The organism is Xanthomonas pisi DSM 18956 (assembly GCF_001010415.1).
Classification (GTDB): Bacteria; Pseudomonadota; Gammaproteobacteria; order Xanthomonadales; family Xanthomonadaceae; genus Xanthomonas; species Xanthomonas pisi.
The window spans coordinates 34,492-59,584 of the sequence record NZ_JPLE01000043.1 but is presented as its reverse complement, the minus strand read 5'-3'; the positions used below and the strand labels follow the sequence as shown (position 1 = coordinate 59,584).

Below are 25,093 nucleotides of genomic sequence, written 5' to 3'. Positions count from 1 at the left end.
GCGCCGACCCTCTGCAGCGAGCAGCGCATGCCTTTGCCCCGCCTGGTGATCGGCGACAAAACCCTGTCTTCGTGGTCGTTGCGGCCGTGGCTGCTGCTGCGGCATTTCCAGGTGCCGTTCGACGAAGTTCGCCTGCCGCTGGATACGCCCGAGTTCCAGGCGCGCATCGCCGGTTATTCGCCCACCCGCAAGGTGCCGGTGTTGTGGGACGACACCCTGCATGTCTGGGATTCGCTGGCGATTTGCGAATACATCAACGAGCGCTGGCTCGACGGCCGCGGCTGGCCGGCCGATCTGGCGGTGCGGGCCCAGGCGCGTGCGGCCGCAGCCGAAATGCATTCGGGTTTTGCCGACCTGCGCTCGCAGCTGCCGATGGATCTGGCGCGTCCGCCTGGTCCGGCGCAGTGGGATGCGGCGGCCGAACGCGACATCACGCGCATCCAGGCCCTGTGGGCCAGCCTGCGCGCCGAGCACGGCCATGCCGGGCAGTTCCTGTGCGGCGACTTCGGTATCGTCGATGCGATGTACGCCCCGGTTGCGCTGCGCTTTGCCAGCTATGGCGTACCGCTGTTCGAGGCTGCCGGCGATTACCTGGCCGCCCTGGATGCGCTGCCGGCGCTGCGCGAATGGCGCAACGGCGCAGAACGCGAACGCGCGGGGCGCGGCTGATGCAGGTCGCCTATCGCGCCAGCCATCTCATCGATGCGCATCTGGCCAAGCACGCGCTGGAAGATGCCGGCATCACTTGTTTCGTGTTCGGCGAATCGCTGCTGGGCGGCGCCGGCGAATTGCCGGCCTTCGGCGTGCTGCAGGTGTGCGTGGCCGACATCCATCTGAGCCAGGCGCAAGCGGTGCTGGCCGAAATCGGCCTGTGCGGCGAGGTCACCCGCGCGCTGTAGCGCAGCGCCCGTCGTAGGAGCGCACCCGGGCGCGACGAGGCTGTGCCGATGAACGCCATGTCGCGCCCGGGTGCGCTTGTGCGCTGGTGTTATCGGCACAGCTCCGGTCGCGCCCAGCTGCGCTCCCACGATGGGCAGGCATCATTCCGGCTGACGCCATCCTGGCGGCGCGGCCTCTGGCGCGGCCAGTGCGCGCAGGCGTTTGAACAGCACCGTGGTTTCGGCCACGTTCCAGACCCGCAGCGCGACCTCGAAGGTGTCCAGTGGCTTGGTCAAGAAGTCCTTGGCGCCCAGGCCCAATGCGCGGTGACGCGCACTGCGGCTGGGGTCGGCGGTGAGCACGATCACCGGCAAGAAATGCCCCGGGTCGGACAGCCGCGCCAGCTGTTCCAGCAGCGCATAGCCGTCCAGCTCGGGCATCTTCAGGTCCAGCAGGATCAGGTCGGGCGCGAACGCAGACACCAGCCCCATGACCCGCTGCGGATCGGTCGTGGCGATGACCTGCTGGAAGCCTTCGCGCTGCAGCAGGTCTTCGAGCAGCCGTACATTGGCCGGCTCGTCGTCGACGATGAGAATGCGGGAGCCGAGGATTTCGTCGCGTGTCATGCCAGCAGCCCGTCGATCACGGTGAAGAATTCCGCTACATCGAGCGGTTTGGTCAGATACGCACGCACGCCTTGATTGCCGACGCGCGCCAGGGTGGCGGTGGTGGCATCGGCGCTGATCACCACCACCGGCACCTGTGCCGTGGCCGGCTGCGCCTGCAGCTCGCGCAGCAGTTCTTCGCCGTTGCCATCGCTCAGATGCAGGTCCAGCAGGATCAGATCCGGAACGCCCTGCAGCAGCAGCTCGCGCGCCTGCGCCAGGCTGGCGGCTTCCAGCAAATGCCACTGCGGGCGACGCTCGGTGAGGGTGCGGATCAGCGCCTGGTTGGACGGGTTGTCTTCGATGCTCAGCAGCCGGCACACCCCGCTGCCGCTGGTGCTGGGGGGCAGCAGGGTGCGCGCCGGCTCGCTGCGCTGCGGCTCGCCCTGCGGCAGCGAGATCCAGAAGCGTGCGCCATCGCGGCTGCTGTCCACGCCGATCTGCCCACCCATCGCCTCGATCAGGCGCTTGCTCAACGCCAGGCCCAGGCCGGTACCCTCCACTGCCGACCGCTCGGCGCCCAGTCGCTCGAACGGTGTGAACAGACGCTCGATCTGCGTCGGCGTCAGCCCCGTGCCCTGGTCGGCCACGGTGATACGCACCTGTTCGTCATCTGCCTGTGCGGTGACCTGCACCTGGCCTCCGGGGCGATTGAACTTGACCGCGTTCGACAGCAGATTCAGCAGCACCTGACGCAACCGCTGCGCGTCGGCGCGGACCGTCCATGGCCCTTCGATGGCGGCCGGTTGCAACGCAATGCCGTACCTGTCGGCATCCGGCGCGATCAAGCCCAGCGCCTCGTGCACGGCCGCGCGCACCGCAATGGGTTCCGGGCTCAGATCCAGTTGATCGGCCTCGATCCGCGCGATGTCCAGCAGCTCGGTGATCAGCCCCAGCAAGTGCCGGCCGGCGCCCAGGATGTGCTGCAGATGGCGGCGGGGGCCGGGCTCGGGCAGGTCCATTTCCAGTACCTGCGCATAGCCCAGGATCGCATTGAGCGGCGTGCGCAGTTCATGGCTGCTGCGCGAGAGGAATTCGGTTTTTGCGCGGTTGGCGGTTTCCGCCTCGCGCCGTGCCAGCTGCGCTTCGGCCGCGCGCGCGGCCAGCAGTTCGCTGGCCTGCGCCAGGCGCTGGCCGACCTGGCCCAATTCATCGCCGGCGCGCGGTTGCGGTGCCAGCGGCAGGCCTTCGCCCAGTCGGTCGGCGTTGGCCGCCAGGGTACGCAGCCGCCCGGACAAGGCCGAGGCGAACCACGCCACCGCGAACACCGCGCCCAGGCCGCCGAGCATGGCCGCACTCAAGGTGATGATCAGGTTGCGCTGCCGCAGCCCCTGCGCCTTGGCGGTGCGCACCTGCAATTGCGCGGTTTCGTAATTGCGCAATTCGCGCAGTTCCGCACGCAGGATGTCGAGCTTGTACTTGCCGTCCCAGAGCTGGCGGATCTCTTCCTCGCGGCTCAGATCCGGAGCCAGCAAGCGGCGCCAACCCTGCATTTTTTCCGCAAACAGCGGCTTGATGCGCGCAAACCGTTGCGCCTGTACCGGGTCGGTGATGCGTTGCGACAGCCGGTCGGCCACGCGTTGCAGCCGCGGTTCGGCATCGCGGTAAGGGGTGAGGAATTCGTCGCGGCGCACCAGTCGGTAGCCGCGCACGCCGGCCGCGGTTTCGGCCAGCAGCGCATGCGCTTCGTACAGGTCGCTCAACACTTCCAGCGTCTGGCGCACGTCGTTTTCGGCGGCGATGTTCTGCCGCTCCACGCTGTAGATCGCCATCAGCGCCACGGCCAGCAACAGCAGCGGCAGGGTCACCACCGCCAGACTCTTGCGGGTGATCGGCCAATCGTTCCAACGCACCGCCAATGCATTCATAGCGCGAGTCCGGCTTGGACCGCGTACACCGCGGCCTGGGTGCGATCTTTTACCTCAAGTTTCTGCAGGATTCGCTCCACATGCACTTTCACCGTGCCGGGAGAAATCCCCAGTTCAGCTGCCAGGGTGGCGTTGGTGAGTCCGCGCGGCAGCAGCGACAGCACCTGTTTTTCGCGCTTGCTCAGCGCGCTGAGGCGGTCGTCCTGCATCGGTTTGCGCCGACGCGTGGCGATCGGCTTGGCCGGTTCGGCCACCATCGCCGGCAACAACAGCGCGAAGGCCTGCAGCGCCTGCACGTCGTCGTTGCCGGGCGCGGGGCGGTTGTCGTGCCAGGCCACGCAGAGCATGCCGTGGGTCGTGCCCAGTGCATGGATGGGCACCTTGGCTTCGCGCATGTCGCTGGGGCGCGGCGGCATCAGCCAGGCCGCTTCGTGGCCGTCGCCGGCTGCACTGGCACCGGGCGGCAGTGCGCGCCCGCGGCTGGCCAGCACCTGCGCGCGCGGCCCGCGCTGCGCCAGCACGGCGCCGTGTTCCAGGCCCAGCAACAGCAGCACGCGGCCAAGCACCGCATCGCAGGCGTGCTCGGGCGTGTGCGCCTGACGCAGGGCTACCGCCGCCTCCCATAACGCCTGCCAGCGCGCGCTATCGGAGGCCTCGCGCCGCAAGCTCAGACGCCAATCGCCAGCATTGGTAGGGGTTTCCATGAATTCGCTCTAGGCCGATCAGCATATTTGAGTATATGCCAGTCGGCAGAATTGTTGGGGCTGCTTGATTTCGATACTGAGCTCGCCCGATGAGGCACCCCACCACAACCCAACGGAGATTTCCCATGCGTCGCACTCTGTCCTCTTTGGTTCTGGCTCTGGCTGCCACCCCGGCGCTGGCCGGCGGCGTCATGCACTACGCCGACAAGGCCACGCTGCCGGCTGGCGGCGAAGAGCGTGAAGTCGCCGCGCTGTTCGACACCTGGAACGCCGCGCTGGCGACGGGCAACCCGCACAAGGTGGCCGATCTGTATGCGCCGGACGGCGTGCTGCTGCCGACCGTGTCCAACGAAGTGCGTGCCTCGCGCGAGCAGATCGAAAAGTACTTCGAGATGTTCCTGACCAAAAAGCCGCGGGGCGTGGTCAATTACCGCACCGTGCGCGTGCTCGATGACGACAGCGCGGTGGATGCGGGCGTGTATACCTTCACGCTGACCGACAAGGACGGCAAGAAGTCCGATGTGCAGGCGCGCTACACCTTCGTGTACGAAAAGCGCGACGGCAAGTGGCTGATCATCAACCACCACAGCTCGGCGATGCCGGAAGTGGACACCCGTGCGGCGGTCGCCAAGACCAAGTAAGCGCCGCATCGGCGGCGCGTGCCGGCCGGGCAGGCTTGAAAGCTGCTGCGGCCGGCGCCATCCAGCAGGCAATCCTCACGATTGCGGAGTTGCACCATGCTGGGAATCGGCGCCTTCAAACAACGTATGCCACGTCCGGGCGAGGCACTGCCTGGCCGCGAGCAAGCGCTGCCGTTGCATAACACGCACCTGATCAACGGTCATCCGTTGCGCGGGGAATTCACCGGTCTGGCCCAGGTGCAATTCGGGCTTGGTTGCTTCTGGGGCGCGGAACGCAAGTTCTGGAACGTGCCGGGGGTGTACACCACCGCAGTGGGTTATGCCGGGGGCGAGACACCCAATGCCACCTACTCCGAAGTGTGTTCGGGACAGACCGGCCATACCGAAGCGGTGTTGGTGGTGTACGACGAAGCATCGGTGTCGTTCGCACAGTTGCTGCGCACGTTCTGGGAAAGCCACGACCCCACCCAGGGCATGCAGCAGGGCAACGATGTCGGCACGCAGTACCGCTCGGCGATCTATTGCACGACGCAGGCGCAATACGACGCGGCATGCGCCAGCCGCGATGCCTATCAGCAGCAACTGGAGGCTGCTGGATATGGCGCAATCACCACGGAGATCCGTTTCCCGGCGCCGACGTTCTACTACGCCGAAGACGATCACCAGCAGTATCTCGCCAAGCACCCCAATGGCTATTGCGGGCTTGGCGGCACGGGAGTGAGCTGCCCGATCGGGCTGGATGCCTGACGGAAAGGCGGGCCGGATTGAAACGCTGCCAACCACGTGATCGTGGCAGCGCGCCGATGGCCAAGAGTGACCGGCAGCGTTATCACGATCAGGCAGCGCATGGGAGTGCATGCCAGGCAACTTGAATGGCTACGTCGGAGACGACGTGGCCATCTTTTTTTGCGGCGTGCGCCAGACGCGCCGCCGCCGCGTCTGGCTGAGAGACGAACCGGCGTAGCGAATCATTGCGGTCAGTTATTGCGGTCAACCACGACAGTCAACCACCATAGCCAATCACGACAGCCCACCGGTGCAAGGAATCGGTGCGGCGAATCACTGCATCCAGTCAGCGCAGCCGGTGCGCCAGGCGTGCTTGTCTCCGTTGGATCAGACAAATTCGCCGGCAAACATGCCGCGCAGCTGCGCGAGGGTGTCGGTACGTTCGGGATGCAGCAGGCGCATGCAGGCCAGCGCAAAGCCGACCGGGCTGGTGCCTGGCGCGGTAATCACACTGTCGGCGGTGACGACTTTTTCGTGGCGATACTGCGCGGCGCCGGCATACGGCACCACGTGTTCCTGCAAAAACGCCAGCGCGTTGCTGGTATGGGCACGGTTGTCGAGCAGGCCGGCATACGCCAGCGCGAGGGTGGCGCCGCAGATCGCCGCGACCGGGCGCTGGTGCTGTACGCGCTCCACCAACAGCCCGCTCAAGCCGGGAATCTCGCCCGCCTGCCAGCGCTCGCTGCCGGGCAGGATCCACAGGTCGGCATCCAGCGGCGCCAGGTCCGAGAGCGCAAATTCCGGGGCGATGCGCAGACCGCCGATGGACTGCACCGGCTGACCATCGATGCTGGCAATGGCCACCTGGTCGCCAAACCATTCGCGCGCCGCTGGCAGCACCACGCCGATTTCCCAATCGGCCACGCCGTCGACCATCACCACTGCAATGTTTGCCATTGTCCGTTACGCCAGTTGAGGTATCCGGATTCTAGGCAGTGCGCGCGCGGCGATTGTAAGCAAGGTGTGCAGATGCGCAGGGGGAGCGGGCGGCATCGCGACCGGGTTCACCGGCCAGCCGAACGGAGGCTGCCGGCGAGACAGGCGGGATAGCAGGGTGACCACCCTGTGCGAGGCATGCTGTGTGGGTCGGATCCGTCGCGTTACCTGCGTTACCTCAATAGACAGCGTGTACCGGCGCCGGGGAAGCGCGCCGGGCAGCGGTATCGACCTGCAAGCAGTGCATCGGATGCGCGGGCCGTGGTGTGCGAGCAGGAGTAAATGCTGTGGTGCGATCCTCGCTGCATCCCCGAAGACGACAACGCCCGCAGCATTGGCTGCGGGCGCTGGTGTCGTCCTTGTACGTCAAGACGATCAGCCGGCGAGCTTGTCGGCGATGGTCTTGCGCAGGGCCTGTAGATCCTTGGCAAACGTCTCGATCCCACCGGCCAGCTTTTCGGTGGCCATCGGGTCGGCGGCCAGGTCGGTGGCGAAGCTGTCGCTGTTGATCGGGGTGATCTGCGCGTTGTCGGCGTCGGCTGGCGAGAGCTTGCGCGGCAACTCGCCGTGTTCGGCATCCAGCTTTTCCAGCAGGTCCGGCGAGATGGTCAGGCGGTCGCAGCCAGCCAGCGCTTCGATCTGCGCGGTAGAGCGGAACGAGGCGCCCATCACCACGGTGGACGAGCCGCGCCGCTTGAATTCGTTATAGACGGTGCGCACGAACACCACGCCCGGATCTTCGTCGATGCTGGCCGGGGTCTGGCCCTGGGCGACGTAGTAATCCAGGATGCGGCCCACGAACGGGGAAATCAGGAACACGCCGGCTTCCGCGCAGGCCAGTGCCTGGGAGCGATTGAAGATCAGCGTGAGGTTGCAGTCGATGCCTTCGCGCTGCAGCTGACGGGCGGCTTCGATACCTTCCCAGGTCGCGGCAATCTTGATCAGGATCTTGTCTTTGGACACGCCACGCTCGGCGTACATCGCGATGAACTTGCGCGCCTTGGCGATGGTGGCCTGCGTGTCGTGGGCCAGGTCGGCGTCCACTTCGGTGGAGACGCGGCCCGGCACCAGTTCGGCCAGCTTGACGCCCACGCCGATGGTCAGGCGGTCGGCGACCTCGTGGATGGTGGCGGTGCGATCGTCGCCGCCGTGCTCGCGGCCCCAGGCCAGTTCGCGTTCGATCAGATCGGCGTAGACCGGCAGGTCCAGCGCCTTCTTGACCAGGGTGGGATTGGTGGTGCAGTCGACCGGCTTCAGTCGCTTGATGGCGTCGTAATCGCCGGTGTCGGCAACGACGACCGACAGGTCGCGCAGTTGGGCAAGCTTGGAGGGGGATGCAGTCATGCGGGTTCTCTCGAATCGTGGAACGGGTCGTGGATAGGACGCAGCGCGCTACGTTAGCGCGCCGCGCGCTGGAAGTCGCCCGCGGCAGCGGGTTGATCGTGCACGGCCGTCACGCGCAGGCGCAGGTCGCGCCCGTCGGGCGTGCGCCAGTCGATGCTCTGGCCGACCGACAGGCCAAGCAGCGCACTGCCGACCGGCGCCAGCACCGAGATGCGGCTGTGCTGGACATCGGCCTCATGCGGGTACACGAGGGTGAGCGTATGCCGTTCGCCGTACAGCTGGTCTTCGCATTCGATGCGCGAGTGCATGGTGACGACATCGCCGGGAATCTGGTCGGGCGGCAGCACGCGTGCGCGGCCCAGTTCGTCGCTCAGCGCGGTGGCGGCGGGATGTTTGTTGAACGCGGGGGAATCGAGCAAGGCCTCAAGACGTGCGAGGTCGTGGCTGGAGACAAGAATCGATGGCGGCAAGCCGCTGTGATGTTGCGAAGTCATGGCACTCTCCTGACGAATACGGCTCGCCAACACGGCAAGCGGCATCGACAAGATGAGGGCGCCGTCGTCCGATCCCAATACATGCCGCCTGGCGCAGCGGTGAGACTGACTTGCGAAGGGCGATGCGACGTCGCAGGGCGCCAGGATTGGCGTGTCGATCAAGCGAGCGCTGCGACAGAGGCCCAGGGCGCAGATGGCAGGATCGAACGCCTGCGCATGCAAGCACCAGATGGAAGCGGCTGCACGGATGAATCTGCAGCGGTGGAAGACAGCAGCGGAAGAAAAACAAAAGGCGCCGGTTCCGCGCCGCCGTTGTTTGTCGTTTACGCATGTCGCCAAAAGCGACCACAGCCGTGAAACGCTTTACCGAATCCCGAATCCCGAATCCCGAATCCCGAATCCCGAATCCTAAGCCGCAACCGCCTTCGGACCGGTCACAGGCTGCTCCAGCGTGAACAGGCTGTCCGGCAATTCCTTGAACAACTGCGACAGCTGCTCCAGGAAGGCGGTCATGGCCGAGCTGCGACGCCATGCCATGGCAATGCGGCGGCTGGGTTGTTTGTCTTCGCGGAAGCGGATCAGGCGGATGTTTTCCGAGCGGGCAACCGGCGGCTTGACTGCCAGCAGCGGCAGCAGGGTGACGCCGACATTGGCAGCCACCATCTGACGCAGGGTTTCCAGGCTGGTGGCCTGGAATTCCGACTTCTCCAGCGCCCCCGCCAGATGGCAGACATCCAGCGCCTGTTCGCGCAGGCAGTGGCCGTCTTCCAGCAGCAACAGGCGCTGTTCGGACAGATCGTCCAGCGTCATGCTGTCGTGGCGCGCCAACGGATGGCCTTCCGGCACCGCCAGCACGAAGGGTTCTTCGAACAGGAATTCGGCATGCAACTGATCGTCCTGCAACGGCAGCGCCAGCAGCGCCGCATCCAGGCGTCCCTCGCGCAACTGGTGCATCAGCTGGTCGCTTTTTTCTTCGATCAACAGCAGCTCCAGGCGCGGGAAGCGCTCGCGGATGCGCGGCACCACATGCGGCAACAGATACGGCGCCAGGGTGGGGAAGATGCCCAGCCGCACCGTGCCCGCTTCCGGGTCCTGGCTGCGCCGTGCGGCTTCCTTCATCTGTTCCACCTCGGCCACGATGCCGCGTGCGCGCATGGCGGCCTCGCGGCCGGCCGGGGTCAACATCACCTTGCGCGGGGCGCGTTCCACCAGCGGCACACCCAGCTCGTCCTCGAGTTTCTTGATCTGGGTGGACAGTGTCGGTTGACTGACAAAACACGCCGTCGCGGCGCGGCCGAAATGCTTGTGGTCAGCCAGGGCTACCAGATATTTCAAGTCACGCAGATTCATGTGCAGCAGCCCTCATGGCGGTGACGGTTAACGACTGACGTGCGATGCAGCTTAGCGCCCGGCATGGCCGGGCGATGGCCGCGGTTGCGCTTATGCGGCTTGCGCAACGTTTTCGGTGCTGACCGGTGCGCTGGAGCGGATCAGGTGATCGAATGCGCTCAGGGCGGCCTTGGAGCCTTCGCCCATCGCGATCACGATCTGCTTGTACGGCACCGTGGTGGCGTCGCCGGCAGCGAATACGCCCGGAACATTGGTCTGGCCACGGTCGTCGACGATGATCTCGCCACGCGGCGACAGCTCCACCGTGCCGCGCAGGAACTCGGTGTTGGGCAGCAGGCCGATCTGCACGAACACGCCTTCCAGATCAATGTGCTGGATATCGCCGCCGGTGCGGTCCTTGTAGACCAGGCCGGTGACCTTTTGCCCGTCGCCGAGCACTTCGGTGGTCTGCGCGCTGGTGATGATGCGCACGTTGTGCAGGCTGCGTAGCTTGCGCTGCAGCACTTCATCGGCGCGCAGCTTGTCGTCGAACTCCACCAGCGTGACATGCGCCACGATGCCGGCAAGGTCGATCGCCGCTTCCACGCCGGAATTGCCGCCGCCGATCACCGCCACGCGCTTGCCCTTGAACAGCGGGCCATCGCAATGCGGGCAGTAGGCCACGCCCTTGTTCTTGTACTGGTCTTCGCCAGGCACGTTCATCTGCCTCCAGCGCGCGCCGGTGGACAAGATCACGGTCTTGCTCCTGAGCGAGGCGCCATTGGCCAGCTTGACCTCGATCAGGCCATCGGCACCGGCCGGGATCAGCTGCTCGGCGCGCTGCAGGTTCATGATGTCCACATCGTACTGGCGCACGTGCTGTTCGAGTGCGGCGGCCATCTTCGGGCCTTCGGTTTCCGGCACGGAGATGAAATTTTCGATCGACATGGTGTCCAGCACCTGGCCACCGAAGCGCTCGGCCGCCACGCCGGTGCGGATGCCCTTGCGCGCGGCATACACCGCTGCTGCCGAACCGGCCGGGCCGCCGCCGACCACCAGCACGTCGAAGGCGTCCTTGGCGGCGATCTTGGCGGCGTCGCGCTTGGCCGCGTTGGTGTCGAGCTTGGCGACGATCTGCTCCAGCGTCATGCGGCCCTGGTCAAACAGCTCGCCGTTCAAGTAGACGGTGGGCACCGACATGATCTGGCGGGTCTCGACCTCGTCCTGGAACCATGCGCCATCGATGGCCACGTGCTTGATGCGCGGGTTGAGCACGGCGGCAAGATTCAGCGCCTGCACCACGTCCGGGCAGTTCTGGCACGACAGCGAGAAATAGGTTTCGAACTGGTAGTCGCCATCCAGATGCTGCACCTGCTCGATCAGCTCGGCAGCAGCCTTGGACGGATGGCCACCGACCTGCAGCAGCGCCAGCACCAGCGAGGTGAACTCGTGGCCCATCGGCAGCCCGGCGAAACGCAGCGAGATGTCCTGGCCGGGCGTGGTCAGCGCGAACGAAGGCTTGCGCTGGTTGTCGTCGCGGTGGATGTCCAGGCTGATCTTGTCCGAGAGCAGCACCAGGTCCTCGAGCAGGTCGAGCATTTCGCGCGAGCCGGCGCTGTCGTCGATCGAGGCGTGGATCTGGATCGGCCGCGTCACCCGTTCCAGGTAGGCGGTCAGCTGGGTCTTGAGATTGGCATCCAACATGGAAAACTCCTGGGAATGGGCAAGGGGAGGGCGTGGCGTCGCTGCGCAGGCGCAGGTCGCCGGGGAGGAAGGAGGTGAACCGCAGCCGGCGCGATGTCGGGAATGCGTGCTGGCGATGGCTGGCGGGCAGCCCGGCACCGGCTCCGGTTCACCCCCGGCCCGATGAACCGGGCCAGGGATGCGCGGCGGCTTAGATCTTGCCGACCAGGTCCAGCGACGGAGCCAGGGTCTTGGCGCCTTCCTTCCACTTGGCCGGGCAGACCTGGCCAGGGTTGTTGGCCACGAACTGCGCCGCGGTCAGCTTGCGCAGCGTCTCGGTGACGTCGCGGGCAATGGAGTTGTCGTGGATTTCCAGGGTCTTGATCACGCCTTCCGGATTGATGATGAAGGTGCCGCGCAGGGCCAGGCCTTCTTCTTCGATGTGCACGCCGAAGGCGCGGGTCAGCTTGTGGGCCGGGTCGCCGATCAGCGGGAACTTTGCCTTGCCCACGGCCGGCGAGGTCTCGTGCCACACCTTGTGCGAGAAGTGCGTGTCGGTGGTGACGATGTACACCTCGGCGCCTGCCTTCTGGAACGCGGCGTAGTTGTCGGCGGCGTCTTCCACTTCGGTCGGGCAGTTGAAGGTGAATGCGGCCGGCATGAAGATCAGCACCGACCACTTGCCCTTCAGGCTGGCCTCGGTGACTTCGATGAAATTGCCGTTGTGGTATGCATTCGCCTTGAACGGCTGGACCTGGGTGTTGATGAGAGACATTGAGTTTCCTCGTGTGATGAAAGGGGGGCGGGGGATGGAACAGTCGCCATGGTAGGCAGGATCGATAGATTTCTCAAATCGATTGATGGAATTGGATAGATAGTTTTTGGCTATCGATTGTGCAGGCAGCATCTGGTGCTGCGGGTGGGGTGTCCCATCTCCGATAATGGTCGGCCGATGTTTCGCATAAGTGAATGGCACGTATGAGCGACGATCCTGCAGGCTTCCCCGCCGAGCAGCTGCTGCGGCAGGCCGCGCGACGGATCGACCGTGGAGACGCCGAGCCGCTGCTGTTGCACGCGTTGAGCCGCGATCGCGCCTGGCTGTTCGCGCACGGCCGCGAGCCAGTGCCGCCGGTCATCGTTCAGGCCTTCGACGCCTTGGTGCAGCGGCGGCTGGCCGGCGAGCCGGTGGCCTACCTGACCGGTTCGCGCGGGTTCTGGACCCTGGACCTGGCCGTCTCCACCGCCACGCTGATTCCACGCGCCGATACGGAAGCCTTGGTCGAGCTGGCGCTGGAGCGGCTGGACCCTACGCCCGGCCGGCGCGTGGCCGATCTGGGCACCGGCAGCGGCGCGATCGCGCTGGCGATCGCCAGCGAGCGGCCGCAGGCGCAGGTGATCGCCACCGACGCCAGTGCGGCTGCGCTCGCCGTCGCCCAGCGCAATGTCGACAGTCACCGTCTATCGAACGTGCACTGCCGCCACGGCAACTGGTTCGCGCCGCTGGCCGGCGAGCGCTTCGATCTGATCGCCAGCAATCCGCCATACATCGCCGCCGGCGACCCGCATCTTGCGCAGGGCGATCTGCGCTACGAGCCCGCCAGCGCGCTGGCCTCCGGCAGCGATGGACTGGACGACATCCGTTCGATCGTGGCCGATGCGCCTGCGCATCTGCGCGCAGGCGGCTGGCTGCTGCTCGAGCATGGCTGGGATCAGGGCGCGGCCGTGGCCGAGCTGCTGCGCACCTGCGGGTTTACGCAGGTGGCCACGCACCAGGATCTGGAACAGCGCGATCGGGTGACCTTGGGATGCTGGGAGCCGGGAGCTACGCCATAAGGTATCTGCTGCAGCGTCGCTGATGGTGCAGTCGCTGCGCGCCGGCGTGTCCGGTCACACCCCGCTGCGGGAAGACCTGGCCGTCGGCTCTATCGTCGATCGCTACAATGCGGGTTTTCGCCCAGGACCGACGCATGCGCACGCTCTATCCCGAGATCACGCCCTACGAGCAGGGCAGCCTGAAGGTCGATGACCGCCACACGCTGTACTTCGAACAGTGCGGCAATCCGCAGGGCAAGCCGGTGGTGATGCTGCACGGCGGCCCGGGCGGCGGGTGCAACGCCAAGATGCGGCGCTTCCACGACCCGGCCAAGTACCGCATCGTGTTGTTCGACCAACGTGGCTCCGGCCGGTCCACCCCGCATGCCGATCTCACCGACAACACCACCTGGGATCTGGTCGCCGACATCGAGCGCCTGCGCACGCATCTGGGTATCGACCGCTGGCAGGTGTTCGGCGGCAGCTGGGGCTCGACGCTGGCGCTTGCGTATGCGCAAACCCACCCGCAGCAGGTCACCGAGCTGGTGCTGCGCGGAATCTTCCTGCTGCGTCGTTTCGAGCTGGAATGGTTTTATCAGGAAGGCGCCAGCCGGCTGTTCCCGGACGCATGGGAGCACTACATCAACGCCATTCCGGCCGACGAACATGGCGATCTGATCGCCGCCTTCCATCGCCGCCTGACCAGCGACGACGAAGCCACACGACTGGCCGCCGCCAAGGCCTGGAGCGTGTGGGAAGGCGCCACCAGCTTTTTGCACGTCGACGAAGACTTCGTCACCGGGCACGAGGACGCGCACTTTGCGTCGGCCTTCGCACGCATCGAGAACCACTACTTCGTCAACAAGGGCTTCTTCGAGGTGGAGGGCCAGCTGTTGCGTGACGCCCACCGCATTGCCGATATCCCCGGGGTGATCGTGCACGGCCGTTACGATGTGGTCTGCCCGCTGCAAAGCGCCTGGGATCTGCACAAGGCCTGGCCGAAGGCGCAGTTGCAGATCAGCCCGGCCTCGGGGCACTCGGCGTTTGAGCCGGAAAATGTCGATGCATTGGTGCGCGCCACGGACCGGTTCGCCTGAGCGATCGCAATGGGTGCGGCTGCCATCATGGCCTGGCCGCAGCCGCTGCAGGCAGCCACCACACCATCACGCCAGCCATGGTGCGTGGCCGATCTCGGCCACGCCACTCGCGCGCACCGAGCGCAGCGTTGATCTTTCTGCGTTTCCGCCTCTACGCGGCAGCGCGTCGGTCGTACGATCAACTACGCCCATGGCCAGCCTGGCGTCGATGCGAAGGGTTATTCGGTGAAGATGCTGGCGAATGCTTCTTCGATCTCGTCTGGATCGCCAACAACCATTCGGAACGGGTCCTTGTTCCGGTAGGTGTTGATGACATAGTTTTCGATGTGTGGAAATTGTTCTGGACGGAAGCGGCACGGTAGATCCGTTGCCCAGAAATTCCGCAAGGTTTCGCTGTACAGGGACTCCCAGCCTTGCAGTGTATTTTTGCCTTCAAGGCGCAGCGCGCGCAGCTGTGCGAGGCGCGACAGTGATGAGACGTCGCCCGTAAGGCGGCAGGCGACAAACTGCAAGACTTCAAGTGAGGTGCAGCGTGCAATCTCGTCGATCTTCTTTATTGTTGACGAGATCAGGAAAAGCTTGCGAATGGGACGGTCGTCGAACACGTCCAGCGACCCACTGAATCCGTGGACGGAAAGGCGTGCAAGCTTGGTCCAGCTACCGTTGAGGGAGTGGAGCTTATTGCTTTTCCAGTCAAGGCTCTGCCACGTTTCAAGCGCGGGGAAGAGGGTCGGAAGGATGGGGCCGAAAGACACGTTCTGTGTCGTGAGTCCTTTGACGTTGCTGAAGCTTTTGAACACGTCATAGTCGAAGTCTTCCGCGAAGACGCTATTGCCCAGTATGCCGATCTCGACAATCGCCTCGCGCCTTCTTACCTTGCTGAAATCTGGCGAAAAATGCGCCTTCAACTCGCCCTGCACGACATCCTCAGGCGCGATCGAGAATCCGTCACACCCATACGCATCGATAAGGTGGCTGTATTTTTCGAAGCCGCTCTTGTTGAACAATGCAGTCCGGCGCGACAGCCCATGGGTTTTTCCCTCGATGCTGGCCCATGGGCCCTCCATCAGGTTCTCCATCGTGCGCTCATCGGCTTCGAACAGAGTCTCTGTCATCGTGCTTGCTCCTTTCGTCGAACGCGCCCTGCATCCAGGTTTTTGGTTCGCTCCCGATCAGCGCTGCAGTGACCCATCGGCCAACGGTGGAAGAAGACGCGCCAATCGCTGCGCCCATGCCGTTTGCCCGGCGATATCGGCAATCAGGTCCTGGCGGATTTCCAGTTCCACATGCAGCAGGCCGCGGCCTTCGCCATGGACCGGGATGGCGTAGTCGGTGGCATCGCTGACCGCATACGGCTGATTGTCGCCAACCACCAAGTCCGGTTCCGCACGCAAGGCATCCAGCAAGCGATGCGCCAGCCGCGTGTCGCGGTGGTACAGCACGCCGGCATGCCAGGGACGCGCGTTGCCGGCCATCACCGGGGTGAAGCTGTGCATCGACACCAGCAGCGTCGGTTGGGCGCGCTGCGCGCGTGCATCCAGTTCGGCGGCGATGCGCGCGTGGTATGGCGCGAAGATCGCATCGATACGTTGCTGGCGATCGGCGGCGGTCAACGCCAGGTTGCCGGGAATCGACGTGCCATCGCTGATGTCCGGCATCCGGCTGGCCGCGCCATCGGGCCGGTTGCAGTCGATCACCAGGCGCGAATAGGTCTGGACGATGGCGATGGCATCCAGCGCTTCGGCCAGCAGGCGGGTGACCTGCGCAATTCCGATATCCCAGCCGATATGGCGGTCCAGCTCACACTGCGGCAGGCCCAGATTGGCCAGCCGTGCCGGCACGCGCTGGCCGGCGTGGTCGGCGATCAACAGCCACGGCGATGCCGCCCGCGCGTTGTGCACGGTGAACGCCGGCGGGTCTTCCGGGCCCAGCAATGGGTTCACAGTGGCATCAACCACGCGGCGTGCCATCCAGGGCGTGATCGACCAGATACAGCCCGGCCCATAACTTGGGGTCCATCTGATAGCCCTCGGCCATCTTCTGCACCAGCCAGGCGCCCACCTGGGTGCACGGAATCTCGTGCACGGTGATGTTCTCGCTGGCATCGCCGCCGCCGGCGCCGACCTTGCGCAGCCCGGTGGCGCGCACGAAGGCGATCTTCTCGCTGCTGGCGCCGGCCGAGGTCGGGCCGATCATCAGCACTTCGGCGTGCGCGGCGGTCCAGCCGGTTTCTTCTTCCAGTTCGCGGATCGCCGACAGCTCGATCGACTCGTCGGCATGCACGTCGCCGACCAGGCCGGCCGGCATTTCGATGGTGCGGGCCTGCAGCGGCACACGGAACTGTTCGACGAACAACATCGCATCGTCCGGGGTCACCGCCACGATGATCGCGGCCAGGCCGCCGGCATGCACGCGTTCGGAGTATTCCCAGGTACCGCGCACGACCATGCGCTGGTACTTGCCTTCGTAGACCACGGTGGGCGGGGTGTCGTGTCGGTTCATGGTCAGGCGCCTTGAGACAGGGAAGCGGGAGGTGGGGGCAGCGCGGCGCCATCGCACACGGCCAGCAGGCGGCGGCGCGTGAGCGGCCCGAAGCGCAGGCTGTCGCACAAGCCGATCAGCATGTCCGCATCGGCCTGTGCGCGCGTGAAACCGGCGTCGGTCAAGCCCAGCGGTGCATCCAGTGCGATGGTGGTGAGCTGGCGCCACAGCAACGCGTGATCGCGTTGTTCGCGCAGCCGTACGGCCATTTGCGCAGCACCGCGCAAGCGCAGGAACGGGATCTCGTCGATGCGTTCCAGCAGTGCATCCAGGCTGCCGAAATGCGCCAACAGCACGGCCGCCGATTTGGCGCCGATGCCGGTGATGCCGGGAATGTTGTCGATCGCATCGCCGCACAGCGCCAGATAATCGGCGATCTGATGCGCGTGCACGCCATGGCGTGCCTTGACTCCGTCCATGCCCCAACGCAGATTGCGCGCGTAATCCCACTGTTCGTCGTGTTCGAGCAGCAGTTGCGACAGATCCTTGTCGGCCGACACGATCACCCCGCGCAGGCCTTGCGCGCGCACGCTGTGCAAGGCGCTGCCGATCAGGTCGTCGGCCTCGTACTCGCGGTGGGCCAGCACGCTCAGGCCCAGGGCCGCGCACAGCGCCTTGCAATGCGCAAACTGGCGTCGCAGTGCATCCGGTGCCGGCTCGCGATTGCCCTTGTAGGCGGGATAGATCGCATGCCGAAAACAGCTGTCCAGTGCTTCGTCGAAGGCGATGGTGATGTGCTGCGGGCGCTCGCGTTCCAGCAGGTCCAGCAGAAAACGCGCAAAGCCGTGCACCGCATTGGTCGGCCAGCCTTGCGCGTCCTGAAACTCGTCCGGAATCGAGTGCCAGGCACGGAACACGTACAGGCTGGCATCGATCAGGTACAGCGGCTCCGGGCGCGGGCCGCCCGGCAGCGCCGCGGCAATGGCACCCGACAGGGTGCTCACGGGGTCCAGTCGCGCAGCAAGGCACGCGGGTCCGGACGCTCGCGCTCGGGCACCTGCATGCGCGGCGTGCCGATGTGGATGAAGCCGGCGATGCGCTCGTTTTCGCCCAGGCCCAGATAGCCGGTCACGGCCGGGTCGTAGGCCATCCAGGCAGTCAGCCACTGCGCGCCGAAGCCATGCGCCTGTGCGGCCTGCAGCAGTGCAAAACAGACGCAGCCGGCGGTGAGCAGTTGCTCCTGCTCGGGCACCTTGTGCTCCGGGCGTAGCGTGGCGACGACCACGATCACCAGCGGTGCATCGCTGAAGCGGTTACGGTCTTTCTCGACCACCGCCGGCGGCGCCAGCGGATCGGCGGCCTGGGTGCGTTCGGCCAGAAAGTCGCCCAAGGCATGCCGCGCGTCGCCGCTGATGCGCAGGAAACGGAACGGCACCAGCTTGCCGTGATCGGGCACGCGCACGGCCGATGTCAGCATGCGCAGCAAGGTGTCTTCATCCGGTCCGGGCTCACCCAGTTGTTTGGAAGGGACCGAGCGACGCGCGTCCAGCGCCTGGAGCGAATAGGGTGCGTGCATAATTTGCGGTTCTGGGCAACGAATGCGTCAATTATAGACGGGCCCTTCCCAACGCCGTCCGCATGATGGCCGGCCACGGGATGTCTGCAGTCATGGCATCGCCCCTTCCTGCCCGCTCTTTCAGCGTTGTCCGATGACCCAGTTCGTTTCCGCCGAGCCGCTACCCAGCCGCAACCCGCAATTGCTCGATCAGGTGCGCGAGATCGTATTGCTGCCGCTGGCCGATGCATTCATCGATGTGCAGGACGCGCTGGCAGAGGCGCTGTTCCGGCTGGCGGCCGACGCCGGTGCGGCGCAGAACGATTTCATGGAAGCCATTCAGGCCTTGCGGCAGCAGCGCGAGCCGATCACCGCGCGCTTTCGCGGGCATCTGGCCAAGGCCTGGCAGGGCCTGGAGTCCGCGCGCCCGCTCTCGGCCGAACGCACTCTGGCGCGCGGCGCGGCCGGGCTGAGCCTGTTGCCCGAACAGGATCTGGAAGTCCGGCTGGCGGTGCGCAATCTGGCCGGCGCCCTGCAGCATCAATGGCGGCCGGAGCTGATGCGGCTCAATCGCTATCTGGGCTTCATCGCCGGCGGGCTGCGCATCGATGGCGACAGCAACCCGTTCGGTCCAGAGCATCTGGGTGTGGCGCTATACGAGGCCTTCCAGGGCGTGACGCTGGCGGCGAAGGTGCATCTTGCGGTGATCAAGGTGTGCGAGCAGCAGCTGATGCCGCGGGTGGGCCAGCGTTATGCGGAGCTGGAGCAGGCCCTGGCGCAAGTGGCCCGTCTGCGCGAGCTGCCGCAGGCGCGGCTGCGCCGCAGCGGCATCCCGCGGCAGGGCCAGGCCGGCGGCGAAGACAGCGCCGACACGCCGGACTGGATCGCCCGCTTCTTTGCCGACTGGTCCGGCGGGCAGGGTGCGCTGGTCGGCGTGGCGGTGATCGACGTGCATTTGCGCAGTGGCCGCGAAGTGCTGCCGGCCGCATTGCACCAGCGCCTGCAACAGGCGCGCGGCCTGCGCGAGCCCGAGGCTGGCCTGTCGGAGTCGGCCGCGCTGCGGCGGCTGTCGCCACGCGAAGTGGTCTCGGCGTTGTCGCTGTTGCAGACCATGCCCGGCGCCGGGTTCGACAGCATCGACGACGGGCAACGGGGCCTGCCTTACGCGCTGCGTCAGCACCTCATGCGCGCGGCTGCCTCGCTTGGCGTCGACCCGGCCACCACCTGCCTGGATCCCAACGATGCCGACGCGCTGGATCTGATCGGGCTGCTGTTCGACGCGATCCTGGTGCAGAGCCAGCTCTCCGCGGCGCAACGTCGCCTGCTGGGGCAACTGCTGGTGCCGATGGCCAAGATGGCGATGCTCGACGGCCATCTGTTCGTGCGCGATGGGCATCCGGCGCGCCGCCTGCTCAATCTGCTGGTGGATGCCTGCGACGGCAACGGCGGCGAAACCGCCGCCGAACAGGCCCTGCTGGCGCAGGTGGAGTCTGCCGTTGCCACCGTGGTACGCGACTTCGATGAGCATCCAGCGGTCTTTCTGGCGCTGGAAGCCGAGTTCGGCGCCAGTTACGAGCAATACCGGCGACGCGTGGACATTGCCGAGCGCCGCGCCAATGAGCTGCAACGCGCCGAAGAACGCCGCGAACGCGCGCGCGGCATTGCCGCCCAGGCGCTGGCCGAGCGCCTGGCACGCGGGCCGCTGCCGCCGGTGGTGGAGCACTTCCTCAGCCGCGTCTGGCATCCGAGCGTGCAACAGGCCGCGCTGCGCGCCGATGGCGCCGGCCCCGCCCTGGACGCCGCCATTGCAGTGGGCGATGCCGTGCTGGCGCAGTCGACGCCTGCACGCAGCGACACCGGGCTGGACGCGCAACGGACGGCGCTGCTGCAGGCGTTTGCGCTGGCCGGCCTTGGACCGCGGGAGGCCGAGCAGGCCTTGCAGGAGTTGCTGCGCGCGCTGGCGCCCATGCCGGCCGCCGCCGCTGCGGAACCGCTCGCGCCCACCCTGAGCGCGTTGAGCCTGGCCCCCAGCCTGGCCGAGCCGGTGGCAGAGCCGCTGACGCCGATGCTCGATGCCGGCGCGCAGGTGGAATTCGACCGCGTCACCGCCGATTTCTTTCGCGCCCTGGCGATCGGCACCAGCCTGGATTTTGTCGACCGCGAAGGCCGCGTCCAGCCCGGCAAGCTGTCGTGGATCAGCCCGATTTCCGGGAGGCTGATGTTCGTCAATCGCCGGGGCGGGCGGCTGTGCGTGTCCTCGCCCGAAGAGCTGGCCATGATGGTCTGGCTGGACCGGCTGCGTCTGCACCGCGAAGAGGACGCTTTCTACAGCGCCATGCAGGGCGTGGTCGACGGGCTGGATGCGACTGCCAACCTGAAGCCTTAACCCCCGCAGGCGTATAAGGAGCCACGGCAGGCTCCACCGTAGCGTTGCGAGCTAGGATGTCGGCTTGACACGCAAACCCTGGGCGGTCACGAGTAAAGTGAGAGCTGCGTCACACTTAACGAACGAACGAAACGCCTACCATGCGAAGGCGGAATTTGGGGCCGCGTCTGTTTTTCCTCGTTTGAATATTTTCACGCCTGCAGAGGCGGGGAGCCTTTGCGCATGACTTTTCAGCCCAGTCCGTCGGGACACCCGGGCCGTGACCAACGCTTGCTCGAACAGGCGCACGACGTGTTCGTGCCCGCGCTCGTGCAGGTGTTTGCAGCTGCAGTCGCACATTTCGATGATGTCCTGTTCGATCGCGCCGAGTCCGCTGGCGCGTCACAGCTGCTGTTTCTCGATGGCATGCGCGAGTTGCGCCGCAAGCGCGAGGACGTGACCACGCAATTTCGCCAACAGCTGGAAGACGGCTGGCAGGCGCTACTGCTGGGCGCGCCATTGTCGGCCGAAGTGGTGCTGGCCGGCGACATGGGCACCGGTCCGCTCAGTCTGGTGCCCGAGCACGTGCTCGAGTCGCGGTTGGCGGTGCGCAACCTTGCCACCGTGCTGTTGCGCGACTTCAAGCAGGTGCTGGCGCGCGTCGACCGCCGCCTGGGCTGGGTTGCCGGTGGCCTGGAGTTGGTGGCCGACACCAACCCGATCGGTCCGGAACATCTGGGCGTGGCGATCCACGAGGCGTTCGCCACCTGCGACCTGGCGCCGGAAGTGCGGCTGGTGCTGATCAAACTGTGCGAACGCGACCTGGCCGAGCCGATCGGCAAGTTGTATGCGCGCCTGGACGAAACCCTGGCCAAGGCCGGCGTGATGCCGGAGATTTCGCAGCCCAAGCGCCCGCCACCGCGCATGCCGCCACGCGGGCAGACGCCCGAAGAGCGTGCGCAGGCCCAGGCGCAGGGCGACAACGCCGAGACGGACGGCGACGATCAGAACGATCAATACGCACCAGCCTGGGCCAATCGCTTCCTGGATCGCTGGGCGCACAGCCGTGGCCGGATGCAGGCCGCCGCGCAACGCGGCCATGCCGATGGTTCTGGCGCCGGCGGCATGGACGGCGACGCCGATCATCCGGGCGGCAGCCAGGGCATGCTGCTGGATGCGCTGCATGAGCTGTTGCAGCAGACCCGTAGCGTGCGCGACAGCACGGCGTCGGCCGCGTCGGTGGCGGTGGGCCAGCAACGCCCGCTGAGTCAGCGCGAAATGATGTCGGTGTTGTCGCTGCTGCAGGCCACGCCCAGCGCAACGTTGCAGGCGGCCATCGGCGACGACAACGAATCGCTTGCGCAGCGTTTGAAGAACGAAGTGCTCAACAGCGCCACGCGTCTGGGCGTGGACCCGGCCACCGCAAAGCTGGACCCGATGGACGAGGATGCGATCGACCTGGTCGGCATGCTGTTCGACGTGATGCTGGACGAGCGCGATCTGGAGAACCGCTCGCGCGAGATGATCGGCCGGCTGGTGGTGCCCTTCGTCAAGGTGGCGCTGCTGGACCGCAAGATGTTCGTGCAGAAGACCCACCCGGCGCGGCGCCTGCTCAATTCGCTGGCCGAGGCCTGCGAGGGCAACAACGGCGACAGCGCCGCAGAGCGCGTGCTGATGGGCAAGGTCGAAGAAATCGTCGACCGCCTGGTAGCCGAATTCAACGAGAACCTGGCGATCTTCCTGACCCTGGAAGAAGAGTTCCGCGACTTCCTGTCGCAGCACCGCCGCCGCGTGGAAATCGCCGAGCGCCGCGCCACCGAGACCCAGCGCGGCCAGGAAAAGCTCGAGTTGGCGCGCAGCCGCGCGCTGACGGAGCTGGAGCAGCGCGTGCTGGCCGGTGCGCCGTTGCCCAAGGCGGTGGAAGATTTTCTGCGCCAGCCGTGGCTGCATCATCTGACCATGGCGATCCTGCGCGACGGCGACGAAGGCCCCGGCACGCTGGAGGCATTGGCATTGGCCGATGGCGTGCTGGAAGAACTGGGTGAGGCGCGCCGTCACATCATCGGCAAGCCGTGGCTGCAGGTCTGGCAACCGGCATTGCATCGCGTGTTTGCCAGCGTGGGCCTGCATGGCGACGCGGTGGTGGTGGCGATCACCGCATTGCACGACACCTTGCAGGCCATTGCCGAGGCGCGCCCGGAGCTGGAAAAAGCCCTTCCGGAACTGCCGCAGGTCAACCTGCCGCCGCCGGCCGCCGAAAGCGTCAGCGTGGTGCTGGGTGCCGAAGCTGTGGCACAGAGCATCGACAGTGCCGACGCCGAACGTTTCCGTGCGATGGACATCGGTACCTGGCTGGATTTTGTCGACAAGGACGGCAAGGTCCAGGCCGGCAAGCTGTCGTGGGTGAGCCCGATCTCGCAGCGGCTGTTGTTCGTCAACCGCCGCGGTGTGCGTTTCTGCGTCGCCTCGCCCGAAGAGCTGGCAGTGATGGTGCGGCTGGGCCGCCTGCGCGAACACATCAACGATGGCGCGTTCGACAGTGCGATGCAGGGCGTGATCGATCGGCTGGACCCGCTGCACACCAACGGCACGGTGCACTGAAGGCGCGCTGGCGTTGCCTTGGCCGCAAGGCCGGCGGAACGACTGCAGCACTCGCATCGCCCACGTGCCTGCTCGCGATTGGCGGGCGTGCGCGCGACACCGCGTCGCCCAGCGCCGTCCACCGATGCGGATGGCATCCGAGGCCTGCCGGCCAGGCCAACCCTGACGCCCTGCCGGAGTGCGCTTACGGCGCTGCCGGCCCGACGAAATCCAGTGCGCGCGTGATCACCGAGGGGTGATCGACCATGCGGTTATGCCCCAGCCCTTCGGTACTGAACAGCTGCGCGCCCGGCCAGAGTGCGGCAAAGCGTGCGCCTTCTTCCCAGGGCGTTTCGCGATCGCGGCGGTCGTGGATGACCAGCGCCGGGCGATCGAACAGCGGCAGATGCGAGGTCGCGTCGAAGTCGGCAAAACAGGTGCCGGTCAGCTCGATCAGCCAGTTCTCGAACGGCACAAAGGTCGCAGGCGCAAGGCCGGCGGCCTGGAACTGGCGCCTCGCGCTGCCTGCGGGCTCCACCAGCGGGGCGATCAATACATAGCGCGCAGGGCGCCAGGCCGGATCATCGGCAAACACCGCGGCGGCGGTGCCCAGCGAGTGACCGATAAAGACGGCGGGGCGCCCGAAACGGCTGCCCATCTCGCGCAGGATCTTCACGAAATGCGGCAGGTTGCTGATCTGCCCGCTGCTCAGGCCGTGTGCGGCCTGGTCGAAGGCCAGTACCGCATACCCGAGTGCCCGCAGCTGCGGAACCCAGGCGGCAAAGCGCAAGCCGTAGCTGGCCCAGCCATGCGACAGCAGGACGTACGGCTGCCGGGCGGGGTCACCCCACTGGTACACCGCGATGTCGAGGCCGTCGATGCGCAGCGTCTGGCGTTGCACATCGTCCAGCGTGGCTGCGATAGCGGCAGCCTGTCGACGTCCGGCCGGGCCCGGGGTCACGAAGCGGCGTGCCAGATAGCGGCCGGTCGGGCCAGGAGCCAGGCGGCTGGCGCCGGCCAGCAGGCTGCGCAGCAACCTCGCGCGCAGCTTGGTGAGGGTTGAGCTCATGGGCGTTCCTTGTGGGAGTGAGCCATCTTGTCGATGACAAGATGCGGCCCAAGTCTGGTGCCTGAATCTTGTCAGCGTCAAGATTATCTGCTGCACTGGGGTCCCGATAAGCGAACCGCCATGCCACGACCAGACGCCCCGGCTGCGTATCACCACGGCGATCTACCGGCCGCGCTGCGGCGTGCCGGCTGGGAGTTGCTGGGCGAGTCCGGCCTGCGTGGACTCACCCTGCGCGAGTGCGCGCGGCGCGCGGGCGTGTCGCACGCCGCACCGGCGCACCACTTCGGCTCGCTGGATGGGCTGTTGGCGGAGCTGGCGGCCGATGGCTACGCGCGCATGCTCGATCGCATCCGTGCCACCCAGCAGGAAGTGAACGACCCGCTGCTGGGCTGCGGGCTGGGCTATATCCGCTTTGCTGTCGACTATCCGCAGCAGTTCCGCTTGATGCTGGGACTGGACGTGCGTGCCAGCGGTCTGCCGCGACTGGTGCAGATCAGCGAAGCGGCGATGGCCTACCTGCGCGACACGGTGCGTGCCCAGTGGATCGCCCGCCATGGCAGCGACCCGGATCCGACGCTGCTGGAGCAACGCACGCTGCTGAGCTGGAGCGCGGTGCACGGCTATGCCTCGCTGGTGATCGACGGCAGGCACGAGCGATTGCGCGCCTTCGCGCCGGAAACCGTGATGGCGCCCCTGTTGAAGGGGTTGCTGGAGCCGTAACCCAGTTGCAGGGCGGCAGGTACGTTGCCGCCAGGCGTTCGCGCAGCCCACGCGCTTGCGGTCTGCGTTCCATGGCACACCCGTG

At 66.3% G+C, this 25,093-nt stretch carries 24 protein-coding genes; 9 read left to right on the top strand and 15 right to left on the bottom strand.

Annotation, left to right across the window (positions count from 1 at the left end; translation table 11 throughout):
- The first annotated feature begins 27 nt into the window (after nucleotides 1–27).
- Complete coding sequence (locus Y887_RS11185; RefSeq protein ID WP_046964403.1) at nucleotides 28–669, top strand: glutathione S-transferase family protein; 642 nt, start codon at nucleotides 28–30, stop codon at nucleotides 667–669.
- Entirely contained in the window at nucleotides 669–899 is a 231-nt protein-coding gene (locus Y887_RS11180) for a putative signal transducing protein (protein ID WP_046964402.1), read from the top strand. The genes Y887_RS11185 and Y887_RS11180 overlap by 1 nt, the downstream gene beginning before the upstream one ends.
- Nucleotides 900–1,040: 141 nt before the next feature.
- On the opposite strand, the gene Y887_RS11175 is transcribed toward Y887_RS11180, so the two are convergent.
- Genes Y887_RS11175 through Y887_RS11165 form a run of 3 tightly spaced genes read right to left on the bottom strand, consistent with a single transcriptional unit; the run spans nucleotide 1,041 to nucleotide 4,116 of the window.
- Complete coding sequence (locus Y887_RS11175) at nucleotides 1,041–1,505, bottom strand: response regulator (RefSeq protein ID WP_046964401.1); 465 nt, start codon at nucleotides 1,503–1,505, stop codon at nucleotides 1,041–1,043.
- Nucleotides 1,502–3,412, bottom strand: a complete 1,911-nt coding sequence (locus Y887_RS11170) for an ATP-binding protein (RefSeq protein WP_046964400.1) — start codon at nucleotides 3,410–3,412, stop codon at nucleotides 1,502–1,504. The genes Y887_RS11175 and Y887_RS11170 overlap by 4 nt, the downstream gene beginning before the upstream one ends.
- Complete coding sequence (locus Y887_RS11165) at nucleotides 3,409–4,116, bottom strand: helix-turn-helix transcriptional regulator (RefSeq protein ID WP_046964399.1); 708 nt, start codon at nucleotides 4,114–4,116, stop codon at nucleotides 3,409–3,411. The genes Y887_RS11170 and Y887_RS11165 overlap by 4 nt, the downstream gene beginning before the upstream one ends.
- A gap of 125 nt (nucleotides 4,117–4,241) precedes the next feature.
- On the opposite strand from Y887_RS11165, the gene Y887_RS11160 reads away from it, so the two are divergent.
- Together Y887_RS11160 and msrA are read left to right on the top strand one after the other, a co-directional pair.
- On the top strand, nucleotides 4,242–4,757 hold the full coding sequence (locus Y887_RS11160) for an SgcJ/EcaC family oxidoreductase (RefSeq protein WP_046964398.1): 516 nt from the start codon (nucleotides 4,242–4,244) through the stop codon (nucleotides 4,755–4,757).
- Nucleotides 4,758–4,853: 96 nt separating this feature from the next.
- Nucleotides 4,854–5,504 (top strand): peptide-methionine (S)-S-oxide reductase MsrA, encoded by a 651-nt coding sequence (msrA, locus tag Y887_RS11155; protein WP_046964397.1) that lies wholly within the window; start codon nucleotides 4,854–4,856, stop codon nucleotides 5,502–5,504.
- 366 nt (nucleotides 5,505–5,870) lie between these two features.
- On the opposite strand, the gene Y887_RS11150 is transcribed toward msrA, so the two are convergent.
- From Y887_RS11150 to ahpC, 6 genes are all read right to left on the bottom strand, one after another.
- Entirely contained in the window at nucleotides 5,871–6,440 is a 570-nt protein-coding gene (locus Y887_RS11150; protein ID WP_046964396.1) for a type 1 glutamine amidotransferase family protein, read from the bottom strand.
- 414 nt (nucleotides 6,441–6,854) lie between these two features.
- A complete protein-coding gene (gene tal / locus Y887_RS11145) occupies nucleotides 6,855–7,823 on the bottom strand; it encodes a transaldolase (protein WP_046964395.1) in 969 nt (322 codons plus the stop codon).
- A gap of 53 nt (nucleotides 7,824–7,876) precedes the next feature.
- Nucleotides 7,877–8,317, bottom strand: coding sequence for a nucleoside diphosphate kinase regulator (gene rnk / locus Y887_RS11140; RefSeq protein ID WP_046964449.1), 441 nt, complete (start codon nucleotides 8,315–8,317; stop codon nucleotides 7,877–7,879).
- 408 nt (nucleotides 8,318–8,725) lie between these two features.
- Nucleotides 8,726–9,667 (bottom strand): LysR substrate-binding domain-containing protein, encoded by a 942-nt coding sequence (locus Y887_RS11135; RefSeq protein WP_046964394.1) that lies wholly within the window; start codon nucleotides 9,665–9,667, stop codon nucleotides 8,726–8,728.
- A gap of 90 nt (nucleotides 9,668–9,757) precedes the next feature.
- Nucleotides 9,758–11,350, bottom strand: coding sequence for an alkyl hydroperoxide reductase subunit F (gene ahpF / locus Y887_RS11130; protein WP_046964393.1), 1,593 nt, complete (start codon nucleotides 11,348–11,350; stop codon nucleotides 9,758–9,760).
- 190 nt (nucleotides 11,351–11,540) lie between these two features.
- Nucleotides 11,541–12,104 (bottom strand): alkyl hydroperoxide reductase subunit C, encoded by a 564-nt coding sequence (gene ahpC, locus Y887_RS11125; protein WP_010381556.1) that lies wholly within the window; start codon nucleotides 12,102–12,104, stop codon nucleotides 11,541–11,543.
- A 203-nt stretch (nucleotides 12,105–12,307) separates the two neighbouring features.
- On the opposite strand from ahpC, the gene prmC reads away from it, so the two are divergent.
- Nucleotides 12,308–13,162: a peptide chain release factor N(5)-glutamine methyltransferase gene (prmC, locus tag Y887_RS11120; RefSeq protein ID WP_046964392.1), complete on the top strand. Its 855-nt coding sequence runs from the start codon at nucleotides 12,308–12,310 to the stop codon at nucleotides 13,160–13,162.
- A gap of 134 nt (nucleotides 13,163–13,296) precedes the next feature.
- Complete coding sequence (pip, locus tag Y887_RS11115; RefSeq protein ID WP_046964391.1) at nucleotides 13,297–14,238, top strand: prolyl aminopeptidase; 942 nt, start codon at nucleotides 13,297–13,299, stop codon at nucleotides 14,236–14,238.
- 218 nt (nucleotides 14,239–14,456) lie between these two features.
- Here pip and Y887_RS11110 read toward each other — a convergent pair whose 3' ends face one another.
- The 5 genes from Y887_RS11110 to Y887_RS11090 are packed head-to-tail and all read right to left on the bottom strand — an operon-like array spanning nucleotide 14,457 to nucleotide 18,295.
- Complete coding sequence (locus Y887_RS11110) at nucleotides 14,457–15,353, bottom strand: leucine-rich repeat domain-containing protein (RefSeq protein ID WP_046964390.1); 897 nt, start codon at nucleotides 15,351–15,353, stop codon at nucleotides 14,457–14,459.
- Between the two features lie 57 nt (nucleotides 15,354–15,410).
- Nucleotides 15,411–16,208, bottom strand: a complete 798-nt coding sequence (locus Y887_RS11105) for an N-formylglutamate amidohydrolase (protein WP_104611277.1) — start codon at nucleotides 16,206–16,208, stop codon at nucleotides 15,411–15,413.
- A complete protein-coding gene (locus tag Y887_RS11100) occupies nucleotides 16,189–16,740 on the bottom strand; it encodes an NUDIX hydrolase (RefSeq protein ID WP_046964389.1) in 552 nt (183 codons plus the stop codon). The genes Y887_RS11105 and Y887_RS11100 overlap by 20 nt, the downstream gene beginning before the upstream one ends.
- A gap of 2 nt (nucleotides 16,741–16,742) precedes the next feature.
- Nucleotides 16,743–17,723, bottom strand: coding sequence for a 5'-3' exonuclease (locus Y887_RS11095; RefSeq protein ID WP_046964388.1), 981 nt, complete (start codon nucleotides 17,721–17,723; stop codon nucleotides 16,743–16,745).
- Nucleotides 17,720–18,295, bottom strand: coding sequence for a nitroreductase family protein (locus Y887_RS11090; protein WP_046964387.1), 576 nt, complete (start codon nucleotides 18,293–18,295; stop codon nucleotides 17,720–17,722). The genes Y887_RS11095 and Y887_RS11090 overlap by 4 nt, the downstream gene beginning before the upstream one ends.
- 133 nt (nucleotides 18,296–18,428) lie before the next feature.
- Here Y887_RS11090 and Y887_RS11085 point away from each other — a divergent pair, with 133 nt between their 5' ends.
- Together Y887_RS11085 and pacR are read left to right on the top strand one after the other, a co-directional pair.
- Complete coding sequence (locus Y887_RS11085; RefSeq protein ID WP_046964386.1) at nucleotides 18,429–20,660, top strand: DUF1631 domain-containing protein; 2,232 nt, start codon at nucleotides 18,429–18,431, stop codon at nucleotides 20,658–20,660.
- Nucleotides 20,661–20,882: 222 nt separating this feature from the next.
- Entirely contained in the window at nucleotides 20,883–23,240 is a 2,358-nt protein-coding gene (pacR, locus tag Y887_RS11080) for a PacR family protein (protein WP_046964385.1), read from the top strand.
- A gap of 184 nt (nucleotides 23,241–23,424) precedes the next feature.
- Here the strand turns inward: pacR and Y887_RS11075 are convergent, their stop codons facing one another.
- Nucleotides 23,425–24,288, bottom strand: coding sequence for an alpha/beta fold hydrolase (locus tag Y887_RS11075; protein WP_046964384.1), 864 nt, complete (start codon nucleotides 24,286–24,288; stop codon nucleotides 23,425–23,427).
- A 120-nt stretch (nucleotides 24,289–24,408) separates the two neighbouring features.
- Between Y887_RS11075 and Y887_RS11070 the strand changes: the two genes are divergently transcribed.
- Nucleotides 24,409–25,008 carry a TetR/AcrR family transcriptional regulator gene (locus Y887_RS11070; RefSeq protein WP_046964383.1) on the top strand — a complete coding sequence of 200 codons (600 nt, stop codon included), beginning with the start codon at nucleotides 24,409–24,411 and terminating at the stop codon, nucleotides 25,006–25,008.
- Nucleotides 25,009–25,093: the final 85 nt, after the last annotated feature.

Excerpts from the sequence above, each read along its gene's own strand:
- Y887_RS11185 (WP_046964403.1), top strand. The coding sequence starts at position 28 with ATGCCTTTGCCCCGCCTGGTGATCGGCGACAAAACCCTGTCTTCGTGG.
- Y887_RS11180 (WP_046964402.1), top strand. The coding sequence starts at position 669 with ATGCAGGTCGCCTATCGCGCCAGCCATCTCATCGATGCGCATCTGGCC.
- Y887_RS11175 (WP_046964401.1), bottom strand. The coding sequence starts at position 1,505 with ATGACACGCGACGAAATCCTCGGCTCCCGCATTCTCATCGTCGACGAC.
- Y887_RS11170 (WP_046964400.1), bottom strand. The coding sequence starts at position 3,412 with ATGAATGCATTGGCGGTGCGTTGGAACGATTGGCCGATCACCCGCAAG.
- Y887_RS11165 (WP_046964399.1), bottom strand. The coding sequence starts at position 4,116 with ATGGAAACCCCTACCAATGCTGGCGATTGGCGTCTGAGCTTGCGGCGC.
- Y887_RS11160 (WP_046964398.1), top strand. The coding sequence starts at position 4,242 with ATGCGTCGCACTCTGTCCTCTTTGGTTCTGGCTCTGGCTGCCACCCCG.
- msrA (WP_046964397.1), top strand. The coding sequence starts at position 4,854 with ATGCTGGGAATCGGCGCCTTCAAACAACGTATGCCACGTCCGGGCGAG.
- Y887_RS11150 (WP_046964396.1), bottom strand. The coding sequence starts at position 6,440 with ATGGCAAACATTGCAGTGGTGATGGTCGACGGCGTGGCCGATTGGGAA.
- tal (WP_046964395.1), bottom strand. The coding sequence starts at position 7,823 with ATGACTGCATCCCCCTCCAAGCTTGCCCAACTGCGCGACCTGTCGGTC.
- rnk (WP_046964449.1), bottom strand. The coding sequence starts at position 8,317 with ATGACTTCGCAACATCACAGCGGCTTGCCGCCATCGATTCTTGTCTCC.
- Y887_RS11135 (WP_046964394.1), bottom strand. The coding sequence starts at position 9,667 with ATGAATCTGCGTGACTTGAAATATCTGGTAGCCCTGGCTGACCACAAG.
- ahpF (WP_046964393.1), bottom strand. The coding sequence starts at position 11,350 with ATGTTGGATGCCAATCTCAAGACCCAGCTGACCGCCTACCTGGAACGG.
- ahpC (WP_010381556.1), bottom strand. The coding sequence starts at position 12,104 with ATGTCTCTCATCAACACCCAGGTCCAGCCGTTCAAGGCGAATGCATAC.
- prmC (WP_046964392.1), top strand. The coding sequence starts at position 12,308 with ATGAGCGACGATCCTGCAGGCTTCCCCGCCGAGCAGCTGCTGCGGCAG.
- pip (WP_046964391.1), top strand. The coding sequence starts at position 13,297 with ATGCGCACGCTCTATCCCGAGATCACGCCCTACGAGCAGGGCAGCCTG.
- Y887_RS11110 (WP_046964390.1), bottom strand. The coding sequence starts at position 15,353 with ATGACAGAGACTCTGTTCGAAGCCGATGAGCGCACGATGGAGAACCTG.
- Y887_RS11105 (WP_104611277.1), bottom strand. The coding sequence starts at position 16,208 with ATGGCACGCCGCGTGGTTGATGCCACTGTGAACCCATTGCTGGGCCCG.
- Y887_RS11100 (WP_046964389.1), bottom strand. The coding sequence starts at position 16,740 with ATGAACCGACACGACACCCCGCCCACCGTGGTCTACGAAGGCAAGTAC.
- Y887_RS11090 (WP_046964387.1), bottom strand. The coding sequence starts at position 18,295 with ATGCACGCACCCTATTCGCTCCAGGCGCTGGACGCGCGTCGCTCGGTC.
- Y887_RS11085 (WP_046964386.1), top strand. The coding sequence starts at position 18,429 with ATGACCCAGTTCGTTTCCGCCGAGCCGCTACCCAGCCGCAACCCGCAA.
- pacR (WP_046964385.1), top strand. The coding sequence starts at position 20,883 with ATGACTTTTCAGCCCAGTCCGTCGGGACACCCGGGCCGTGACCAACGC.
- Y887_RS11075 (WP_046964384.1), bottom strand. The coding sequence starts at position 24,288 with ATGAGCTCAACCCTCACCAAGCTGCGCGCGAGGTTGCTGCGCAGCCTG.
- Y887_RS11070 (WP_046964383.1), top strand. The coding sequence starts at position 24,409 with ATGCCACGACCAGACGCCCCGGCTGCGTATCACCACGGCGATCTACCG.